We start from the raw sequence: 20180 nt of genomic DNA on the forward strand, positions 1-20180 counted from the left end.
CTTTTTGCCATCGGCCTCGATCACCTCATGATTCGGAAGTTTCCGATTTTGACTCAAATGCGCGCCGCTCCGCTCCTGGCGTGTCTCGCGGCGGCCCTGCTCGTCACCGGCTGTGCCAGCCCTTCAAAAACACAAGCCGGTGCGACACCCGCGCATGCCCCGGCGCCCGACGCCGCTACCCTGCGCGAGCGTCACCTGGCCGCCGCCGACGCCGCGGCCACCCAATACCGCTCCTGTCTATACGGACACGTGGCGCGTTACGTCAATCTCGTGCCCGACGCCGGCCGTTTGGCCGACGAAGCTACGGCGGAGTGCGCCCCCATCACCGAGCGCTTTCATCGGGAACGTCAGGCGGCGGTGCTCACGTACACGTCGCCGTCGGAGGCGTCGCAGCAAGCCGATGCCGCCACGCTCACGCTCCAGGCCGACGGCTTGCGAGTCGCGCGCGCACGTGCCACGGAGCTTCGGGCGCTGCGGTAAACCGACACCACGGGTCGATACGATGGGTCGCTGCGGTGTGCCTTACGTAGTCTCCCGAACGTGCTTTCCCTAATCGGGCAAGCCCCGATTGGCGAAAAACCGGCAGGTCACCAAAATGAAATCGCCCTCTTACGTCCTTTTGGGGGTACTGCGACAACGTCATTTGCCCGCTTCGGCGGGCATTTTTCTTCGGTATCCGCAACAATCGCGCCGCCAGTGGTCAGCGCGCGGGGAGGCCGCGATGTGCATCTTTTGCCAACGCACGATGGAGGTCACTTGTCGTCGCGCTCGCGCGGCGCCGGCGCGTCCGCATCCGCATTCGCATCCGCCAGGCCATTGCGGGGTTCGTCGTGTCCCAGCCATCGGTGCGCGAGCGCTTCGACCCGCCCGCCGACCGCCAGCACGATAAGCAGCAGCACCATCGCGGCCACGGCAATGTGCCAGCGGCCCAGACCGCAGATGATGCCGATCCCCGTGGTACTCCAGAGCGCCGCCGCCGTGGTGAACCCATGAACTGAGGCGCCTCGGCTGGGCCGGACGATGCAACCCGCGCCGAGAAAACCGATCCCCGCGACGATCCCCTGCACGACACGGCTGACCGACGAGTTGTCGTAGGTCAGCGCCGAGCCTGGAAACGGCACCACGGCCAGCACGAACAACGCCGAGCCGAACGACACGATCGCCAGCGTGCGCAAGCCGACTGACTTGTGATGCAGATTGCGGTTCAGGCCCACGAGCCCGCCCAGAATCAGGGCCGCGGTAAGCCGCAATGTGACTTCGATGATCTCCGTCATCCTTCACCTCGTCTGGGTGCGCATTGCTGCGCGAGTCATAAGTCCTGTGCGCTGTCGCGCGACGCGGCCATGGCAAGCCGCGCGCGTGCCACGTTCCCGTCATCGCCAGCGCGTCATCTACGCCTGTGATGCCGCATTATCGCCCGCGTTCGTGGGCATGGTGCGCTCAACGGCGTCCCAGTCGTCGAACAGTCGCAGTTGACGCGTCGCTTCGGCGTCGAGCATCCGCACGCCCACGCCCAGCAATCGCACCGGCCGACGCTTGCGGCCCACGGCTTCGGCCAGCAGTTCGCGGCATTGACGGGCGTCCACACCCAACGCCCCGGCCTCGGCCGTCGTGCGTGAGAAGTCGGCGAAACGAATCTTGACGAAGACCTTCGCAATGGCGAACGGCTCATTGCGGCGCGCGCGCTCGATACGCTCGGCAAGCAAACGAAGCAGTGGATCGAGGGCCGCCTCGCAGTCGGCCAGCGTGCGCAAGTCGCGCGTGTAGGTGGTCTCCACGCTGATGGATTTCCGCTCGCGATCGGGGCTGACTTCGCGCGTGTCGATGCCACGGCAACGCTCGAACAGCCGCTGCCCGAACACGCCGAAACGCTCGATGAGCTCGGTCAGCGAGTGGCTTCGCAAATCCGCGCAGGAATCCACGCCCAGCGCGCGAAGCTTCTCCGCGGTCACCTTGCCGACGCCGAACAGGCGCTCCACCGGAAGCGCCGCCACGAACGCGTCCACCTCGGCGGGCTTCACCACGAACAGGCCGTCGGGCTTGCGCCAGTCACTGGCAATCTTGGCAATGAACTTGTTGGGCGCCACGCCCGCCGAAACGGTGAGTCCCACTTCCGCGGCCACACGTGCGCGAATCTCGCGAGCCATCAGCGTGGCCGAGCCCTCGCAGCGATCGCCAAGGGTGACATCGAGATATGCTTCGTCGAGCGACAAGGGTTCGACGAGGTCGGTGTAATCGCGATAGATCGCCATGATCCGCCGCGATGCTTCCTGGTACCGCGCCATCGAAGGCGGGATGATGCGCAAGTCGGGACACAGCTTGACGGCCTGCGCGGAGGGCATGGCCGAGCGCACGCCAAAGGCGCGCGCCTCGTAATTGCAGGTGGCGACCACCCCGCGCTGATCCGGCTGGCCGCCTACCGCCAAAGGAATCCCGCGCAGCGACGGGTCGTCCCGCATCTCAACGGAGGCGTAGAAACAGTCGGCGTCGCAGTGAATGATCTTGCGCGTGGCGGGTGACATGGCGGGCAGCGAAAATACTGTGCAAATATACAGCATCCGCGTGAGATTTGCGCCCCATCAGCGTCTCCCATCGCACGCGTCACGCTCAGCGCACGGGCAGGAACTGGAGAAACTGGGCACCCAGCAAGTTTTGCACGTAGCCGATTCCGGCGCGGCGGAATTTTTCGTCCAGCATCTCGGCGAGCAGGTCGAGCCGGCCGACGATCTTGCCGAACTCGCGCTCGAAGCTCACGTTTCGCACCTCGGCGATTTCGTTCGCGAGCAACAGCGGATGTCCGGCCGTGTCCTGACGGCTCGCCAGCAGCCACGCCGCGATTTCCACGTTTCGCGCCGCGTTATAGATGCGCTGCGCATCGAGGCCGTCGCTCAGGTAGAACACCGTCGAGCCGCCATGCGCCGTGATGATCGTGTCCGACAGGCTGAAGATGAACGCGGCCACCCGATCCCCCTGGAACGCCGGGTCGAGCGACAGCGACAGCGCGCGCACGTCGCGCAGCGCCTTCAGGTCGGTCAGCGTACGGCGTCCTTCGACCGCCGCGCGAAGTTGCGCCATGGCCTGCGCTTGCGACGCGGCCCCCGACTTTCGCCATTCTCTCGGATTGCGCTTGTAGAGCTTGTCGGCCAGCCGATACAGGCTCTCGAGGTTGGCACGCATGCCCAGCGTCGCCATGCGATTGATGTCGGTCTGCGCCAGATCGCCGGTCGTCATCGGCGTGGAGCGCACCGCCCCGCGATCGGTCGGGACGTCCTGATACGACGCACAGCCGCCACACAATGCAGCGCCCGTGACGACGCCGAGCACGGTCATGGCGGTCCACGGGCGGGGCGCGAGTCGTGCGAAGTCCGCAAGCCAGTGTCGTCGTTCGGGAAGTGCAAGCCGTCGGGTCATCGGAGGTCGGGGCGCCAGGCGGTAAAGTCAGCGACGACTCTACGCGATCGCGCCCTGGACTTCGCAACTCCGCGGCCCGAAAAATTGTGACATTCGGTAACGCGCCGCCGATCAGGGCATCAGTGCATCGCGCACCTGCGCGAACAACGGATGCACCATCGCTTCCTCGAGCCGGAGCACCGGGGTGACGCAACAATCGGCGTGGGCGAAGCGCTCGACCCACTCGCGCTGCGACGCGCTCGCAAAGACCGCCGCCAACTCCGCCTGCAGCGCGCGTGCGTCATCGCCGCCCACGACCTGACCGAGCGACCAGTGACGCGACTTCCATTCGTCGCGCCCCAGTACGTCGCACAGGGTCTGCCAGAACTTGAGTTCGAGCGCCCCGACTGCCATGAAGCGATTGTCGCGCGTGCGATAGACCTGGTAACAGGGCACGCCGCCGTTGAGGAGATCGCCGCCGGCGCGCGCCGTGCCCCCCTGGCGATGCATCGCCACGGCGGGCACGATGTTCGAGCGAAATACCTCGTGCGTCATGGAAATATCGAGCCAGCGGCCACGACCGGTGCGTTGCGCCGACACCAGCGCCGCCAGCACGGCCTGCACCGCAGCCTGGCCGCCTCCGTAGAGGTCGCCGATCTGGAAGTTCGGGACGATCGGCGCATCGAGCGCGTCGCAGAGCTGATCGAGCACCCCCGCGTAACCGATGTAGTTGATGTCGTGCCCCGCCGCCTGCGACATCGGCCCCTGCTGCCCGTATCCGCTGATCGACGCCATCACGAGCGACGGGCGTCGCCGCGCCAGCGAGGCGTAATCGAAACCGAGCCGGGCCATCACGCCGGGACGAAACCCTTCGAGCAGGATGTCCGCGCGCGCCACCCAGTCGAGGAAAGTCGCCCGGTCGGTGTCGTCCTTGAGGTCGAGGCGCACCACGGTCTTGCCGCGATTGAGTAGCCGCCAGAACCCGCCCGGCGGCGTCTCCCCGTCGCCCAGCATCATCTCGCGCGCATAGTCGCCCGCGCCCTTGTCCTCGATCTTGACGACGTGCGCGCCCAGCGCGGCGAGTCGCATGCCCGCGAGCGGGCCCGGCAGCAAACGTGTGAGATCCAGCACGGTCACACCGTCGAGCGGCGCATCCGCGCCTGCATGGGAACCATCGGCTTCGGGCGTGGTGGTGGTGGCGGTGTCGGTCATGGCGTGGTGGCTGTCGGCGAACTCGGAGGCTCAACCGTACCGCGCCGCGTGGTTTGACCGCAACCGGCCGGCGAGCCGCTTTCGTTCGGAAAATGCCGATTGCGCGCGGCCCAGCGTTGACTTCTCACAAAACGGGACCTGCGCCGTCGCCCTCCCCGCCCTCCTTGCCCGCCTCGTTGGCGTCACCGGCGTCACCCGCGTCGCCGGCGTCTCGCTGTGTCGATGGGTGCGCGGGCCCGGCCACCACCCCCTCGTCGAACAGTCGGGCGATCTGGCTGTCGAGGTACCCCAGCTCGCGCAGAATTTCGGCGGTGTGCTCCCCGGTCGCGGGCAGCGCTCGGCGCGCCGGCAGTCGCTGGCCCGACATCGCGATCGGCAGCAGCGGCACGCGCGTGTGCTCGCCGTGCTCCGTCACCAGATCGCCCAGACCGCCGCTCGCGAGCAGATGAGGATCGTCGAACAACGCCTGCGGCTTGACGATCGGCGCGAACGGCAGGCCGTGGCGCTCGAACGCCGCCGCCAGATAGTCGGCGTCGAAGCCCTGCATCATCTCGCGCAGCAACGGCAACAGCCAGTCTCGCGCCAGCACCCGGTCGTTGTTGGTGGCGAGCCGCGCGTCCTCGGCCAGATCGTGACGGCCGAACACGTCGCAAAAAATCCGCCACTGCGAATCGCTCACCACGGCCAGAAAGATCTGCACACCGTCGCGCGCGGCGAAGACGTCGTAGATGCCCCACGCCGAGACCCGCGCCGGCATCGGATCGGGCGCCACGCCGGTGACGGCGAACTGCTGCATGTGCTGCGCGGCGAGCAGCACGCAATTCTCGAAGAGTGCACCCTGCACTTCCTGCCCGCGTCCGGTGCCCTTGCGCTCGTAGAGCGCCGCGAGCGCCGCGAGCGCACCGAACACGCCCCCCATGATGTCGTTGACCGACGCCCCGGCGCGCAGCGGCTGCCCGGGCGGCCCTGTCATGTACGCCAGCCCTGCCATCATCTGCACGACCTCGTCGAGCGCCGTACGCCCCGCATATGGCCCCGACAGAAAGCCCTTGAGCGAAACATAGACCAGCGCCGGATTCAGGCGCGAAAGCGTGGCGTAATCCAGTCCGATCCGACGCATGCGGCCGGGTTTGAAGTTCTCGGTCAGTACGTCCGCCCTGGCCGCCAGACGCAGGATCAGCTCGCGTCCCTGCGGCCGTGTCACGTCCACGGCAAGGCTGCGTTTGTTGCGGTTGAACGCGCGGAAGAAGCCGGCACCGGTCCCAAGCAGACCCCGCGTCGCATCGCCGCCGACCGGTTCCACCTTGATGACGTCGGCGCCGAGGTCGCCGAGCACCATGCCGCACGTGGGTCCCATGACCATATGGGAAAACTCCACGACACGAATGCCCTTCAATGGCATCGGTGCCGCCGGGGACGCGTCCTGCATCGCCTATCCTCCCCAACCCGTATGCGACGCCTCACGGTGCACCCGGTCCGGCACGCTCGCGGGGTGCGACGGGAATCCGCCGCACCGCGGTTGATCGAATCCGGCGATGTGCCCTGCCGGGGCACTCGCCGCCACCGTGGCCGGACGGCTCAGCCACCTCTGTCCAGGCCCCGAATTCAAACCTCCGTTCGTGGTCCGATGCTCAGGGATACTGGCGATTCGCCTGCACGGCGAAGGTATTGGTCCAGGTGTCGCCCAGCCGGATCTGCGACGGTTTGACTTCGGGCGAAAACGAGGCCAACGCCCTGAGCGCCGTGGCCGGGCCGCCGGCGGGCATCATGCCGTCGGGCGAGAACGCCTCGCGGCAGTTGGCAAACGCCTTCAGGTAGAGCGCCTGATTGCCGAGCAAATACGATTCCGGCACGGTCTTGATCAGATCGGCCGCCGACGCGTGCTGGAGCCATTTGTCCGCGCGCACGATCGCATTGGCGAGTGCCTGCACCGTGTGCGGATACTTCTGGATGAAGCCCTGCGGCGCGTACATCACGGCGGCCGGCATTGGGCCGCCGAACACGGCGCGCGTGCCCGCCTGAGTTCGCGTGTCGACGAGCACCTTGAGATCCCCCGACTCTTGCAGCAGCGTGATCATCGGATCGACGTTCGAGACGGCGTCAACCTGCCCGCCGCGCGCGGCGGCGACCACCGTTGCGTTGCTCCCGACGCCCACGATCGACACGTCGCCCGGCTTGAGTCCCGCCTTGGCCAGGGCGACATTGACGAGCATGTGCGTGCTCGAGCCCGGTGCGCTCACGCCGACGCGCAGGCCCTTCAGATCCTTGACCGACTTCACTTCGCCCGCCTTGGCCTTGACCACACCCAGCACCAGTTGCGGCGCCGCGCCCAGCACCACGAACGCCTGATACGTCAGGCCCTTGGTCTGCATGAGCAGCGTATGTTCGAACGCGCCGGCGCCCACGTCGGCGCTGCCGCCCACCACGGCCTGCAAGGCTTTCGAGCCACCGGCGAAGTCGTCGATGGTCACCTCCAGGCCTTCGTCCCGGAAGTAGCCGAGTTGTTCGGCGATGGTCAGCGGCAAGTAATAGAGCCCGGGCTTGCCGCCCACGGCGATGGTGATCTTCGGCTTCTCCAGCGGCTGTACCGACGCAGCGGACGCGGCTGTCGCGGCAGGCGCGCCGGGACTCAGGCTCAATGCCACGAGGCCCAACACCATCAGCGTGAGAACGAGGATCAGTCGTCCCACGGCATCGCGCACACGGCGCGTGTCGGCTTCTCTCATCGCGTGTCTCCTCCCGCCCGATGCGGGACACAGGCGCGCTCCGGCTCGCCGGCCGGAATCGCTATCGGCCTCGAAAGCATCGCCGCGCGATGCCGGGGCGACAAGTTGTGTTTCGGCATGCCACGCATCGCCGTTCGCGATGTCTCGAAGCACGCCTGCCGCCTCGACGCCTTTGCTCGATGCGTCGCCCTCCCCCCGCCGCAAACCCTTCGACCGTCTCGGTGACGCTTCGCGCCCCCGCACCCGGGCGAGGACTGCAAGGGTCGGGTTACGTCGCCCGACCGCTCGTGCCGTCATCGGGTGGGCTCGTGCGGCACATTTGCTCCGTCGGTTACGTTACGCGCGCACAAGTGATCGACCAGCATGCGCGAGGCTACCGGCAAAGCGTCGTAGCGTCGCACGCACACAATCAGCCGACGCTGCGCCCACGGGTCGGTAAGCGGCACGATACTCAGCGCCTCCCCGTCCGTCACCTGCGAGTAGATGCCCACCGCCTCGCGCGGGACCACCGCCAGACCGAGGTTGGCGCGCACCATGCGACACACCGCTTCGAAGGTCGAGACATGGATGCGGAACTTCACGGTCTTGCCCTGCTCGGCGGCCAGACGCCGCAGCACGGTGTACATGGCGCTGTCCGGATGCACGCCGACGTGGTCGTAGTCGAGCGTCTCCGCAAAGGCGAGTTGGGCAGCGCCGGCCAGCGGGTGATCGCGGTGGAGCACGGTGACGATCTGGTCGTGGCGGTAGGGAAAGACTTCGACGTCGCGGGTGTCCACGGCGTCCCAGCAGATGCCGATGTCGGTGGCGCCGTCGGCGACCCCGCGCACGACCTGCGCGCTGGTGTGCTCTTCGAGATCGACCTTCACGCCTTCGTGCCGGCGCAGGAACGCACCGAGTTCGTCGGGCAGCGTCTCCACGATGGACGACACGTTGGCGAAGATGCGGATGTGGCCGCGCACCCCGCTGGTGTATTCGGACAGATCGCCCTGCATCTTCTCGAGACTGCGCAGCACGTTGCGCGCGTGGTGCAGCAGCGCTTCGCCGGCGGGCGTGGCGCGCACCCCCCATTTATGGCGTTGCAGCAGCGCCGACCCCACCAGTGATTCCAGGTCGTTGATCCGCTTGCTGACCGCGGAAGGCGCGATGAACTCGCGCTCGGCCGCGCGCGCGATGCTGCTTTCCTCACACACCGCCACGAACAGCCGCAGCGACACCAGATCGATCCGCCATAGCGCCATGCCTGTCTCCCGGAGGCACTGCATTGACAGCGAAATTGCGACGTGTGTGGCAAAAACGCCACGCGGCGCCGCACCCGACGACACAGGAAAACACCACCGAACACACAAGGACAACCGCCGCCGACGGCATCCGCCTCGTGCAACGGCTCAGGAGGAAGGCGCCCTCGGCGCCCGGTGACACGAATCCGACTTCAGCCCGACAGGTTGCACGCCACCATCGGGCGTCTTGCGCCCGTGTCGACGTATCGTGCCTGTGCCGGTCCCTCCCAGGACCACCGCTAGCGCATCGCCCCCGCGAGCAGTACGGTGCTCCAGCCCCCGTCCGCCGTGTTGAACGATACCTCCGGCGGCGGTGCCGACGCCAAGGCCATGAACAGCCAACATTTGCAAATGATGATCGCAATCATTTTGTCGCCGCTCGGATATCCCGGTTTCGTCGCCGGGTCTGATTTGACTATAGTGCGGCGCTATCGGGGCGGCAACTCCCAATCGTTTCCGGAAACGACAGCGACAACGTGCGCGCCGCCGGTCGGGCTGTGGGTCTGGCGGGTCAGGAACGTCGGGCGATCGCGCGCGCGAGCACCAGTACTGGCAGCAGACCGACCAGCACGAGCGTGAGGGCCGGCACGGCGGCCTCGGCGAGCCGCTCGTCGGCGGCGAGATGGTTAGTGACGACCGCGAGCGTGTCCATGTTGAAGGGGCGCAGTGCGAGCGTGGCAGGCAGCTCCTTCATGACATCGACGAAGACCAGCAGCGCCGCGGTCAGCACGCTCCCGCGCAGCAGCGGCAGATGCACGCGACGCAGCATCGACCAACCGCCCACGCCGAGGCTGCGGGCGCTCGCGTCGAGATTCGGCGCAATGCGTGCGAATCCGGCATCGACGCTTTGCAGCGCCGCCGGCAGGAAACGCACGAGATAGGCGTAGATCAACACGCCGCCCGTGCCTGCGAGGACCAGGCCGTTGGCACCGAACATGTTGCCGAGCCAGGTGTCGAGGTGCAGCACCGGCGTGAGGATGCCCAGCGCGATGACCGCGCCCGGTATCGCGTATCCCACGCTCACAAGGCGCACGGCGATTCGCGTGACACGTCCCGGCGCCAGCCGCTTCGCGTAGCCCAGCACCACGGCAAAGACGCTGGCGACCAGCGCGGCGACCGCCGCCAGACGCACGGTGTTGTAGACCCATTCGCCATAACGGGGCCAGGGCACCTGATCGAGTTCGGACACCGCCAGCCGCAGCATGATGAACGCCGGCAGCACGAAGCCGATGACCAGCGGCAACGCGCAAACGACGGTGGCGAGCGCGGCCCGCGCGCCGCGCAGCCGGGTGCGGCGCATGGTCGTCGGCGCCCGGCCGGGCGTCCCGTAGTACCTAAGCCTTGCCCGGCTGCGTGCCTCCGCGATCAGCAGAACGAGCACCGCGAGCAGCAGGCAGGCCGAGAGCTGCGCGGCCGCCACACGGTCGCCCATCGAAAGCCAGGCGCGGTAAATGCCCGTGGTGAAGGTGGGCACGCCGAAGTACGCCACCGCGCCATAGTCGGCCAGCGTCTCCATGAGCACCAGCGCCACGCCGGCGACCAAGGCCGGTCGCGCCAGCGGCAACGCCACCCGCACGAAGGCCTGCGCCGGTGTGCAGCCCAGGGTTCGCGCGGCTTCGAAGAAGCGCTGGCTGTGCTCGAGGAACGCCGTACGCGCCAGCAGGTACACGTAGGGGTAGAACGCGCCGGCGAAGACCCAGGCCGCCCCGTACCACGAGCGCACCTCGGGGAACCATGCAACGCGATCGACGGCCAGCCACCGACGCAAGACACTTTGCACCGGCCCGGCGAACTGGAGAAAGTCGGTGTAGGCGTACGCGGTGACGTAGGCGGGCATTGCCAGCGGAAGGATCAACGCCCATTCGAGTACGCGCCGCCCGGGAAACGCGTAGTGCACCACCAGCCAGGCACTCGCCACGCCCATCGCCAGCACGCCCGTGCTGACGGCGAGTGAAATGCGCAGCGAGTTCAGGGCGTACTCCGGCAGCACCGTGTCGAGCATATGGGTCAGTACGGCCCGCGTGTCGGCATCGCCCGTCCCGAGCGCCGCCACGATGCCGATCATCGGCACGAGCACGATCAGCGCGGCGCCCCATGCCACCAGCCGCCACGTCCATTGACCCGCCCCATGTCGCGCACGCCGATGCGGTGCGAGAGGCGACACGCGCATTGGCGAGGCCGCGATCGGCGCCGCCCCTTCCGAGGGAACGGCAGGACAATCGGCGGAGACAGGCTCGGAGGCGGCGCGTGACACAGGCGTCGATGACATCGGCAATTCGGTAGTGGAAAACGTTGATCGGGGCACGGCGCGCGAAGGCCTAACACCTGACGCGGGCCCGGCAATTCGAACCTTGCCGAACCTTGCGTCGCCGTTTGGCATCGCCTGACGGGAACCGGCGCAGACTCATCGGTCTAAAGCGATGTAAATTATACGCATTCGCAATTGTGACTCTGACGCGGTGAGGTACGGAAAGTGCCCCGCCGGATTTCCGACACGTCGGCCCGCCCTGTCGAGCATCTGCCTCTCCCGCTTTCACGCCCATGCCGCTGCCTTATCTGTTGCTTGACCATATCTCGGTGAATTACGACACCGCCGGCCGCACCCACACCGCCGTGCGCGATCTGTCGCTGTCGCTCGCGCGCGGTGAGATCGGTTGTCTGCTCGGCCCCTCGGGCTGCGGCAAGACGACCGTGCTTCGCGCCGTGTGCGGCTTCGAGCCGCTGGCGGGCGGGCGCATCGTGCTCGACGGGCACGAAGTGGCCAACGCGCAGACGAGCGCGCCGCCGGAGCGGCGCCACGTCGGCGTGGTGTTTCAGGACTACGCGCTGTTTCCGCACCTGAGCGTCGCGCAGAACATCGGCTTCGGACTCACGCGCCTGCCGCGCGCCGAGCGCGAAGCTCGCGTGGAGATGCTGGCCGAGCGCGTCGGGCTGGCCGGGGCGTTGCGCAAGTATCCCCATGAATTGTCGGGCGGGCAGCAGCAGCGGGTGGCACTGGCCCGCGCACTGGCGCCGTCGCCGGCGCTGTTGCTGCTCGACGAGCCGTTCTCGAATCTCGATCTCGATCTGCGCGAACGCCTGGCGGTGGAGGTGCGCGAGATCATTCGCGCGAGCGGCGCGACGGCGATCCTCGTCACGCACGACCAGCACGAAGCGTTCGCCATGGCCGATCGCATCGGCGTGATGCATGCGGGCGCGATCGCCCAGTGGTCGCCCGCCCGGGAACTGTGGCGCACACCGGCCAATCGCGTGGTAGCCGATTTCATCGGGCGCGGCGCGCTGATCCCGGGCACCTTCCGGGGCAATGCCGACGGTGGCGGCATCGCGCTCGAACTCGGCGAAATCGCGATCCCGCCGTCGATGGCCGACAAGTTGCTGCGCAGCGCGCCGAAGGGCGCGTATCCGGTCGATGTCGACGTGCTGCTGCGCGCCGACGACGTTTCCCACGATCCGGCCAGTCCATTCGAAGGCACGCTGGTGCGGCGCGCCTTTCGTGGCGCCGACCAGCTTTACACGCTGCGATTGGCGTCGGGCCGCGAAGTCGTGGCCCGCGTCGACGGCGAACTGACACATGCGCCCGGCGAGCGGGTGGGGCTTCGCCTGACGGTGCAGCACCCGGTCGCCTTCACCACGCGGGACGCCACCGTCTGAAGGCCCTGGGGCGCCTTGGCGGGGCGCGCACCGCGCTCGTGACGCACGCGTGACGTGCCGCGCAGCACGCCGGCGCGCGGAGGCTGGTAGAATCCGCCAAAACGGATGGGCCTATGAAACAGTACCTCGACTTCATGCGCCATGTACTCGAACATGGCACAGACAAGACCGACCGAACGGGCACGGGCACGCGCTCGGTATTCGGTTATCAGATGCGCTTCGACTTGCAGGAAGGCTTCCCGCTCGTCACCACCAAGAAGGTGCACATCAAGTCCATCGTGCACGAACTCCTCTGGTTCCTTCAGGGCAGCACGAACGTGCGCTATCTCCAGGAAAACGGGGTATCGATCTGGAACGAATGGGCCGATGCCGACGGTGAACTCGGTCCGGTCTACGGGGCGCAATGGCGCTCGTGGCCGACGCCGGACGGCGGTCACATCGACCAGATCACGCAGCTGGTCGACCAGATTCGCCAGACGCCGGACTCGCGTCGCCTGATCGTCTCGGCCTGGAACGTGGGCGAGATTCCGCGCATGGCCCTGCCGCCTTGCCACGCATTCTTCCAGTTCTACGTCGCGGACGGCAAGCTGTCTTGCCAGTTGTATCAGCGCAGCGCCGACATCTTCCTTGGCGTACCGTTCAACATCGCCAGCTACGCCCTGCTCACGCACATGATGGCGCAGCAGACCGGGCTGGACGTGGGCGACTTCATCTGGACCGGCGGAGATTGCCATCTCTACAACAATCACCTCGAGCAAGTGAATACGCAGCTCGCGCGTGAGCCGTTCCCATTGCCCCGACTCGAGATTGCCCGCAAGCCCGATTCGATCTTCGACTATCGCTTCGAGGACTTCCAGATCACAGGATACGAAGCGCATCCGCACATCAAGGCGCCGGTGGCCGTATGACGATACTGACGCTGGTCGTCGCCCGCGCCGAGAACGGCGTGATCGGGCGCGACAATCAATTGCCGTGGCGCCTGCCCGAGGATCTTGCCCACTTCAAGCGCACCACGCTCGGCAAGCCGATCGTGATGGGTCGCAAGACCTACGACTCGATCGGACGTCCGCTGCCCGGTCGCCGCAACATCGTGGTCTCGCGCAACCCGGCGCTGACGATCGAAGGTTGCGACGTGGTCGGCTCGCTGATCGACGCGATGCGCCTGTGCGTGGGGGCCGAGGAAATTTGCCTCATCGGCGGCGCGCAGTTGTACAGGGAGGCCCTGCCGAGTGCCGACAAGGTGGTGGTGACGGAAATCGCCAAGGCCTTCGAGGGCGACGCGCACTTTCCCGACCTGCCTGCGGCGCAGTGGCGCGAAACGGCGCGCGAGACGCATCGCTCCCCTGCCCCCAACGACTTCGATTACGCGTTCGTGACCTACGAGCGGATCTGACATCCCGGCGCGCGCCACGCTCGCGCGCCTGCGCGATCCGGGGCGTTCCCGTTTTTCTGCTTCCCCCGCTCCCCCCACTCCCCCCGCTTCCCCCGCTTTCCCCACTTCCCACGCCCCGCTCCGCGCTTCGCGGCCCCGCTCGCGCGTTCAGGCGCTGAGATTTTCGTGCGGCGCGGCCGTCCCCGCTTCAAACGGACCGGCCACGGACGTCGACATGGCGCGCGAGACGAACACGCGATCGCGGCCCAGGCGTTTCGCCGTGTACAGGGCCTCGTCCGCAACACAAACGAGACGCTCCGGCGTGTCATTGAGCGCCCCCTGTGCTGGCACGTGCGTCGCGCAACCGATGCTGACCGTGACGAGCCCCGTCGGCCCTGTGCAGGGTTTGGCCAGCGCACGCACGCTTTGCGCCACGCGTTTTGCCACGAAACCCGCGCCGTCCGCGTCCGTTTCGGGCAGCACGATGACGAATTCCTCACCGCCGTAGCGAGCCACCATGTCGGCGGGCCGATGCGTTGCCCGCAGCAGGGCCAGCGCCACTTGCGCGAGACACTCGTCACCCACGACGTGTCCGAATTCGTCGTTGTAGCGTTTGAAGTGATCGACGTCGACCATGAGAATCGACAAGGGGTGCCCCGAGCGGCGTGCCTGTTCGAACTCGCGCGGGAAGCGTTCGTTGAAGTAGCGACGATTGAAGATGCCGGTCAATGCGTCGCGGTTGCTGTATTCGATCAGGCGCAGATGGGCACGCGTGAGCTCACGATACAGGCGCGTGACCTCCCATACCAGCACGCATACGAGCACGCCCGGCGCCGACATGCTGAACAGACGCGCGAGATACCATCCCAGCGAGAACTTGACGGTGCTCATCAGGCTGAGCACGGTGTCCGTCACACAGGCGAGTACCGCGAGCGCCACCCACAAGTCAAGCACCGTTCGCAGGCGTCCGAGCGCGAGCACGGCGCCCAGCGCCACGAGGTTGACCGCGAGCAGCACGACGCCCGCGCCGCTGGCGGAGAACGCGCCCGGCACGCTTGCGGGCGTCAACGCCGGCGGCAGCGGCACCGCCAGCGCCGTCAGGCATAGCAATATGCCCACGGCGACCGGCAGGCCGACATGGATCCAGACGGCGCGTCCGGCCGATGGCAATGGGGTGACGACCTGCGGCGTGAAGCGATGCCGCGCGATCATCGCGATCAGCACGAGCAGGGGGAACCCGGCGTGCCAGAAGACCCAGATCCAGCCCGATGTCGTCGGATGCGCGGCCAATAGGCCCTGTGGGGCGAACAGGCCGGGATAGGTGAGCAGTTGCATGGCGACGGTCAGTGCCATGAAGGCATAGGCGCCGGCCAGCCAACCAAACGCTGGCCAGCGATTGACCTGGAACTGGGCGCCAAGCAGGAACGCGGCAATGGAGGCGGTCGTGAAAACGGTCAGGCCGCACATCGGGAGAAAAGGCGCCACCGCGGGCAACGCCATCGTGGCATTGGGCGCGGCCAGTATCAGGGCGGCGAAAACGACGATCGCCAGGCAGCCGGCCAGCGCCCGCTGCCCGCGCGACGCTCGCTGCATCAGAAAGCCGTCCATGAAGGCCCCTCCTGCCCGCCGCGGGTCGGTGTCTGGATAGTGGTTGGAATGACACGCTTCTACGCAACGCAATCGAGTCCCGAACGGGACCGATGATTCGGGAAGGATGCACCAATTGCTGGTGAATGCCAACCGCCGAGACGGTGTGGGCACCCGCCGATGGCGCCGCTCGCCTCATGGTCTTCGTTCTCGCGACGCCCCCCCGTCCGGGAATCGCGTCGCAGGACAAGCGCCACGCTTACAAAAGCAAAGCGCGCCGCCCCCTGCTCCCAGGTGGGTCGACGCGCTTGCGTTGGGTTGCGTCAGCGAGTTGCCATGCGAAAACCGCCGGCCACTCGATCGGAGATCACCCGCCCAGGTACGCCTCCAGCACGCGAGGGTTGCCGAGCAGATTCCGCCCCGTGTCGTCGAGCACGACCTTGCCCGTCTCCAGCACGTAGCCGTGCTGGGCAATCTTCAGCGCCTGCCGCACGTTTTGCTCCACCAGGAAGATGGTCAGCCCATCGGCATTGATCTCCTTGAGCGTATTGAAGATGCCCTGCACGATGATCGGCGCCAGCCCCATCGACGGCTCGTCGAGCAGCAGCAAACGCGGGCGGGCCATCAGCGCGCGACCAATCGCCAGCATCTGCTGCTCCCCGCCCGACAGGTTACCCGCCATCTGGTCGATCCGTTCCGCGAGGCGCGGGAATCGCTCGAGCACCTTGTCCAGGTCCGGCTTCACGTTCTGCTTGTCACGACGCGTGTACGCACCCAGTTCCAGGTTCTCGCGCACGCTCATGGTCGTGAGCGTGGCGCGCCCCTCGGCAACCTGCACCAGGCCGCGCTGCACGATCTTGTTCGGCGCCAGCCCGCCGATCTCCTCGCCCTCGAACAGGATCGATCCCGCCTGCTTCCGGATGAGACCGGACAATGCGAGCAGCGTGGTCGACTTACCCGCCCCGTTGGCGCCCACGAGCGAGGTAATCTCATGCTCGCGCAGCGCAAAATCGACGCCCTTGACCGCCTCGATATGCCCATAGGCGACCTTCAGGCCCTTCACTTCGAGCAGCGCGCTCATGCCTTGTCCTCCGCGCCGGCCGCCAGTGCGGCCACATCGTCGTCGTCATCGCGCCCGAGATAGGCTTCGATGACTTGCGGGTTGTTCTTGATCTCGTCGGGATTGCCCTCGGCGATGATGCGCCCGAAGTTGAGCACCGCGATCCGCTCGCACAGGCCCATCACGAAACGCATGTCGTGCTCGATCATGAAGATCGTGTAACCGCGCGCCTTGATGTTCTCGATCTCGCTCATGAGATCGACCTTCTCGCCCGTATTCATGCCGGCGACCGGCTCGTCGAGCAACAACAGCTTGGGCTCCGTCGCCAGCGCGCGCGCCAGTTCGAGCTTGCGCTGATCGCCATACGACAGGTTGTCGGCAATGTCGTACGCCTTATGGTCGAGCTTGACCCAGGAGAGCAGCTCATGCGCGCGCTCACGCGAACGCTTTTCCATGTCGCGGAACCCCGGCAGCGAGAGCAGCAAACCGGCGGGTCCGTAGGAGAGATGGCGATGCATGCCGACCACCACGTTCTCGATGAGCGTCATCTCCTTGAAGATGCGGATGTTCTGGAACGTGCGCGCAATTCCGCGCTGCGTGATCCGGTGCGGCTTCTCACCCACGAGACTCTCGCCGTCGAACGTGATGCTGCCGCCCGTGGGCTGCAACAGCCCGGTGATCAGGTTGAATACGGTCGTCTTGCCGGCACCGTTCGGGCCGATCAGCCCGAAGATGGTGCCCTGCGGCACTTCGATGTTCACGTCCTGCAGCACGTGAAGACCGCCGAAACGCTTGGAAATGTTGGAAAGCTTGAGCATGTCGTGTCCCCTGTCCGCTTACGTGGAAGAGGCCGAGCGCGCCTTGCCGGCACGGAACCAACGGCGAAAACGCATCGGATCCCAGATACCCTTGGGCAGAAACAGCACGATCAGCACCAGGATCAGGCCGTTGACCACAAGACGGAAGTCATTGAACGCACGCAGCAACTCGGGCAGCAGCGTGAGAATGGTGCTGCCGAGCACCGGGCCCACCAGGCCATTGATACCACCGAGAATGGCCATCGTCAGAATTTCGACGCCACGATCGAAGCCAAACTCGTTTGGCCCGATGAAGAACGTCAGATGCGCATTGAGCGCGCCCGCCAGACCGGCCAGCACGGCGCCCAGCACGAAGGCGAGCATCTTGTAGCCGGTAACGTTGATCCCCATGAGACCCGCCGCCGTTTCATCTTCCTTGATGGCCTCGAACGCACGGCCCACCTTCGAGCGGCGCAGGCGCCACAGGACCGCGAGCGTGATCACCACCGCACCGGCGACGTGCCACCACTGCGTGAGCTGCGGAATGCCGTTCAGGCCCAGCGCGCCGCCGGTCAGGTCCTCCGTGTTCAGGATGAGCACGCGCACGACTTCGCCGAAGCCAAGCGTTGCCATCGCCAGATATACGCCGGACAGGCGCAGCGTCGGCTTGCCGATGATGAAGGCCACGATTGCGGGTGCGGCCATGCCGCCCGCGAGCGACACGGCAAACGACGTCTCGTAGTTCATCGTGAGCAACGCGGCGGTGTATGCACCGATGCCCATGAACGCGGCGTTGGCCATGGCCAGCATGCCGCACGAGAGGGTGAGATAAATCGACAGGGCCAGCAGCGCATTGGTGCCCAGAGTCAGCACCAGATTGCTGTAAACCGCCCAGAAATTATTGAACCAGTCCATTGCGCCCCCGTGATTACGCTTTGCGTTCGAGCACTTTGCCGAACAACCCCTGCGGACGCACCAGCAGGATCAGGAACAGCAGGCCGAACGCCACGGCGTCGCGCATGTTCGAGCCGATGTAGGCCACCGAGAGCACCTCGGCAAAGCCGAGGAACAGGCCGCCGATCATCGCGCCGCGAATGTCGCCCATGCCGCCCAGAATGATCACCGCGATCCCCTTGTGCAGCATCGGCTGCCCCATGAGCGGGAATACCGCATTCGAATACAGTCCGATCAGCACCCCCGCCATGCCCCCCAGGCCCGCCGCCGCAAATGACGTGGCCAGGAACAGACCCTCGACGTTGATGCCGAGCAGGTACGCCGCCTTCGGTGATTCGGCAATGGCGCGCAGCGCGCGCCCCAGTTGCGTCTTCTTGATCGTGGTGATCAGCACCGCCATGAGCGCGAACGAGATGAAGATGATCGCGAGCTCGAGCACGGTCATGTGCACGCCTGCCACCGTCAGGGTGTCCTGCGACACGACGTCGTAAGGAAAACGCAGGTTCTCGGCGCCGAAGATGCCCTGCACACCGTTGTTGATCAAGATGCCCACGCCGATGGTGGCGATCATCGGAATCAGGTGAGGCGCGCCGCGCTTGCGCAGCGGTTTGAGCACCAGCACGTCGATGAGCAGGCCGAGCAGGCCCGCGACGATCACCGCGGTGACGATGGCCGCCCACAACGGCAGGTGCAGACGTACGACAGCCTGCAGGGCGGCGTAGGCGCCGACCATGAAGACCGCGCCGTGCGAAAGATTGATGACGCCGAGGATGCCGAACACGAGTGTGAACCCGAGCGCGAACAAGGCGTACACGCACCCGAGGGAGAGCGCGTTGACGAGTTGCTGTTCCAGCATGGTGTGTATTCCAGCATGAGGGACAAAGGCGTGCGCCGCGCGGGGGTGCGGCGTGCGCCAGAAACGCCGATGGGCGTAGCGCCTTTCGGCCCTACGCCCATGCGGACTTCTTCAAGTACTGCCGGGCTGCTTACTTCTCGATGACGTACTTGCCACCCTTCGTCACGCTGACGATCGGTGCCTGTTGCGCATCGTAGCCGGCCGGCTTGCCGTTCTTGCCCATGGCCTGACGGAAAGCGAATTTGCCCGTCGCGCCGTCATGCGTGACCTTCGGCAGTGCGTCGCGCAGCGCCTTGCGGTCGGCTTCCAGGTTGCCCGAAATCTTCACGTTCTTGATCGCACCGGCGGCGATGTACATCGCGTCGTAGGCCTGCGCGGCGAACTGGTCAGGGGCCACGTTGTACTTGGCCTTGTAGGCACCGATGAACTTCGTGTTGGCCGGCGTGCCGTTCTCGATCGACCACGGGCTACCCACCCACAGGCCGTCCGAGCTGCCCTTGGCCAGGTCGAACACCTTGACCGAGTTCATGCCGTTGCCGCCGATGAACGGCACGTTGATGCCCAGTTGACGGGCCTGCACCATGATCGGCGCACCTTCGGCGATCAGGGCCGACAGCACGATGGCGTCGGGATTGCTTGCCTTGATCTTCGTGAGCTGTGCCTTGAAATCCACATCGCCCTTGGCGAACGTCTCGGTCGTCGTGACCGGGATCTTCAGGTCGGCGAGCGCCTTCTTGAAGTTGTCGTAACCGCTCTTGGTAAAGACGTCGTCGTTACCATAGAGCACGGCCACCTTCTTGATGCCGGTGTGCTTGGCCGCGACCTTGATCGTCTCGGGCAGCACATCGGCTTCGGTCACCGAATTGCGGAAGATGTAGTCGCCGATCGACGTGATGCCGTCAGCCGTATTCGAAGTGCCGAACGCCACCGTCTTGCCCGCCTGGGCGATCGGATCGGCAGCCTGTGCCGAGTTCGACAGCGTCGGGCCGAAGACCATGAGCACCTTGTCCTGGAAGATCAGCTTCTTGAAGACGTTGATCGCTTCTTCCTTCTTGCCCTGCTCGTCTTCGATCTGCAGCACGAGCTTGTTGCCGTTGATGCCGCCCGCGGCGTTGATTTCATCGGCGGCAAGCTGGAAACCGTTCTTGATTGCCGCGCCGTACTGCGCAGCGCCGCCCGACAGCGCTTCGGCCACGCCGATCTTCAGATCGGCTGCGTGAGCCGCGGCCACCATCCCCGTGGCGACAAGTGCGCTCAGCAACTTGGTCATGGTGCTTTTCATGAGTCCTCTTCCTCCA

Annotated in this window: 18 protein-coding genes; 4 read left to right on the forward strand and 14 right to left on the reverse strand. The window is 66.2% G+C overall.

Translation table 11 applies throughout. From position 1 onward, the window contains the following. Window positions 1-57: 57 nt before the first annotated feature. On the forward strand, window positions 58-480 hold the full coding sequence (locus tag LV28_RS39750) for a hypothetical protein (protein WP_141571207.1): 423 nt from the start codon (window positions 58-60) through the stop codon (window positions 478-480). A gap of 272 nt (window positions 481-752) precedes the next feature. Here LV28_RS39750 and LV28_RS39755 read toward each other — a convergent pair whose 3' ends face one another. From LV28_RS39755 to LV28_RS39790, 8 genes are all read right to left on the reverse strand, one after another. Further along, on the reverse strand, window positions 753-1274 hold the full coding sequence (locus LV28_RS39755) for an MgtC/SapB family protein (RefSeq protein WP_048806586.1): 522 nt from the start codon (window positions 1272-1274) through the stop codon (window positions 753-755). A gap of 117 nt (window positions 1275-1391) precedes the next feature. Next, on the reverse strand, window positions 1392-2522 hold the full coding sequence (gene dinB, locus LV28_RS39760) for a DNA polymerase IV (protein ID WP_038622359.1): 1131 nt from the start codon (window positions 2520-2522) through the stop codon (window positions 1392-1394). Between the two features lie 85 nt (window positions 2523-2607). Further along, window positions 2608-3411 carry a hypothetical protein gene (locus tag LV28_RS39765; protein ID WP_369798637.1) on the reverse strand — a complete coding sequence of 268 codons (804 nt, stop codon included), beginning with the start codon at window positions 3409-3411 and terminating at the stop codon, window positions 2608-2610. 111 nt (window positions 3412-3522) lie between these two features. Then, window positions 3523-4602: a CaiB/BaiF CoA transferase family protein gene (locus tag LV28_RS39770; protein ID WP_038620654.1), complete on the reverse strand. Its 1080-nt coding sequence runs from the start codon at window positions 4600-4602 to the stop codon at window positions 3523-3525. Window positions 4603-4726: 124 nt separating this feature from the next. Next, window positions 4727-6031 (reverse strand): CaiB/BaiF CoA transferase family protein, encoded by a 1305-nt coding sequence (locus tag LV28_RS39775; RefSeq protein ID WP_038620651.1) that lies wholly within the window; start codon window positions 6029-6031, stop codon window positions 4727-4729. A gap of 202 nt (window positions 6032-6233) precedes the next feature. Continuing rightward, window positions 6234-7262 (reverse strand): ABC transporter substrate-binding protein, encoded by a 1029-nt coding sequence (locus LV28_RS39780; RefSeq protein ID WP_371328146.1) that lies wholly within the window; start codon window positions 7260-7262, stop codon window positions 6234-6236. A gap of 359 nt (window positions 7263-7621) precedes the next feature. Next, window positions 7622-8566 (reverse strand): LysR family transcriptional regulator, encoded by a 945-nt coding sequence (locus tag LV28_RS39785; protein WP_048806585.1) that lies wholly within the window; start codon window positions 8564-8566, stop codon window positions 7622-7624. A gap of 550 nt (window positions 8567-9116) precedes the next feature. Beyond that, on the reverse strand, window positions 9117-10775 hold the full coding sequence (locus LV28_RS39790) for an ABC transporter permease (RefSeq protein WP_023596757.1): 1659 nt from the start codon (window positions 10773-10775) through the stop codon (window positions 9117-9119). A gap of 371 nt (window positions 10776-11146) precedes the next feature. On the opposite strand from LV28_RS39790, the gene LV28_RS39795 reads away from it, so the two are divergent. From LV28_RS39795 to LV28_RS39805, 3 genes are all read left to right on the forward strand, one after another. After that, window positions 11147-12256 (forward strand): ABC transporter ATP-binding protein, encoded by a 1110-nt coding sequence (locus LV28_RS39795; protein ID WP_023596758.1) that lies wholly within the window; start codon window positions 11147-11149, stop codon window positions 12254-12256. 113 nt (window positions 12257-12369) lie between these two features. Then, the gene (locus LV28_RS39800) at window positions 12370-13164 is read left to right on the forward strand and encodes a thymidylate synthase (protein WP_023596759.1); all 795 of its coding nucleotides are present in this window, start codon (window positions 12370-12372) and stop codon (window positions 13162-13164) included. After that, entirely contained in the window at window positions 13161-13649 is a 489-nt protein-coding gene (locus LV28_RS39805) for a dihydrofolate reductase (protein ID WP_038620647.1), read from the forward strand. Before LV28_RS39800 ends, LV28_RS39805 begins: the two co-directional genes overlap by 4 nt. A 147-nt stretch (window positions 13650-13796) precedes the next feature. Here the strand turns inward: LV28_RS39805 and LV28_RS39810 are convergent, their stop codons facing one another. The 6 genes from LV28_RS39810 to LV28_RS39835 form a co-directional block, all read right to left on the reverse strand. Beyond that, window positions 13797-15236 carry a sensor domain-containing diguanylate cyclase gene (locus LV28_RS39810; protein ID WP_023596761.1) on the reverse strand — a complete coding sequence of 480 codons (1440 nt, stop codon included), beginning with the start codon at window positions 15234-15236 and terminating at the stop codon, window positions 13797-13799. A 346-nt stretch (window positions 15237-15582) separates the two neighbouring features. After that, window positions 15583-16296, reverse strand: coding sequence for an ABC transporter ATP-binding protein (locus tag LV28_RS39815; RefSeq protein ID WP_023596762.1), 714 nt, complete (start codon window positions 16294-16296; stop codon window positions 15583-15585). Next, a complete protein-coding gene (locus tag LV28_RS39820; protein ID WP_038620644.1) occupies window positions 16293-17093 on the reverse strand; it encodes an ABC transporter ATP-binding protein in 801 nt (266 codons plus the stop codon). Before LV28_RS39820 ends, LV28_RS39815 begins: the two co-directional genes overlap by 4 nt. A gap of 18 nt (window positions 17094-17111) precedes the next feature. Beyond that, window positions 17112-17987, reverse strand: coding sequence for a branched-chain amino acid ABC transporter permease (locus LV28_RS39825; RefSeq protein WP_023596764.1), 876 nt, complete (start codon window positions 17985-17987; stop codon window positions 17112-17114). Between the two features lie 13 nt (window positions 17988-18000). Next, a complete protein-coding gene (locus LV28_RS39830; RefSeq protein WP_023596765.1) occupies window positions 18001-18882 on the reverse strand; it encodes a branched-chain amino acid ABC transporter permease in 882 nt (293 codons plus the stop codon). A gap of 130 nt (window positions 18883-19012) precedes the next feature. After that, window positions 19013-20164, reverse strand: coding sequence for an ABC transporter substrate-binding protein (locus tag LV28_RS39835; RefSeq protein WP_025249388.1), 1152 nt, complete (start codon window positions 20162-20164; stop codon window positions 19013-19015). Window positions 20165-20180: the final 16 nt, after the last annotated feature.

Source organism: Pandoraea pnomenusa (assembly GCF_000767615.3).
GTDB classification, from domain to species: Bacteria; Pseudomonadota; Gammaproteobacteria; order Burkholderiales; family Burkholderiaceae; genus Pandoraea; species Pandoraea pnomenusa.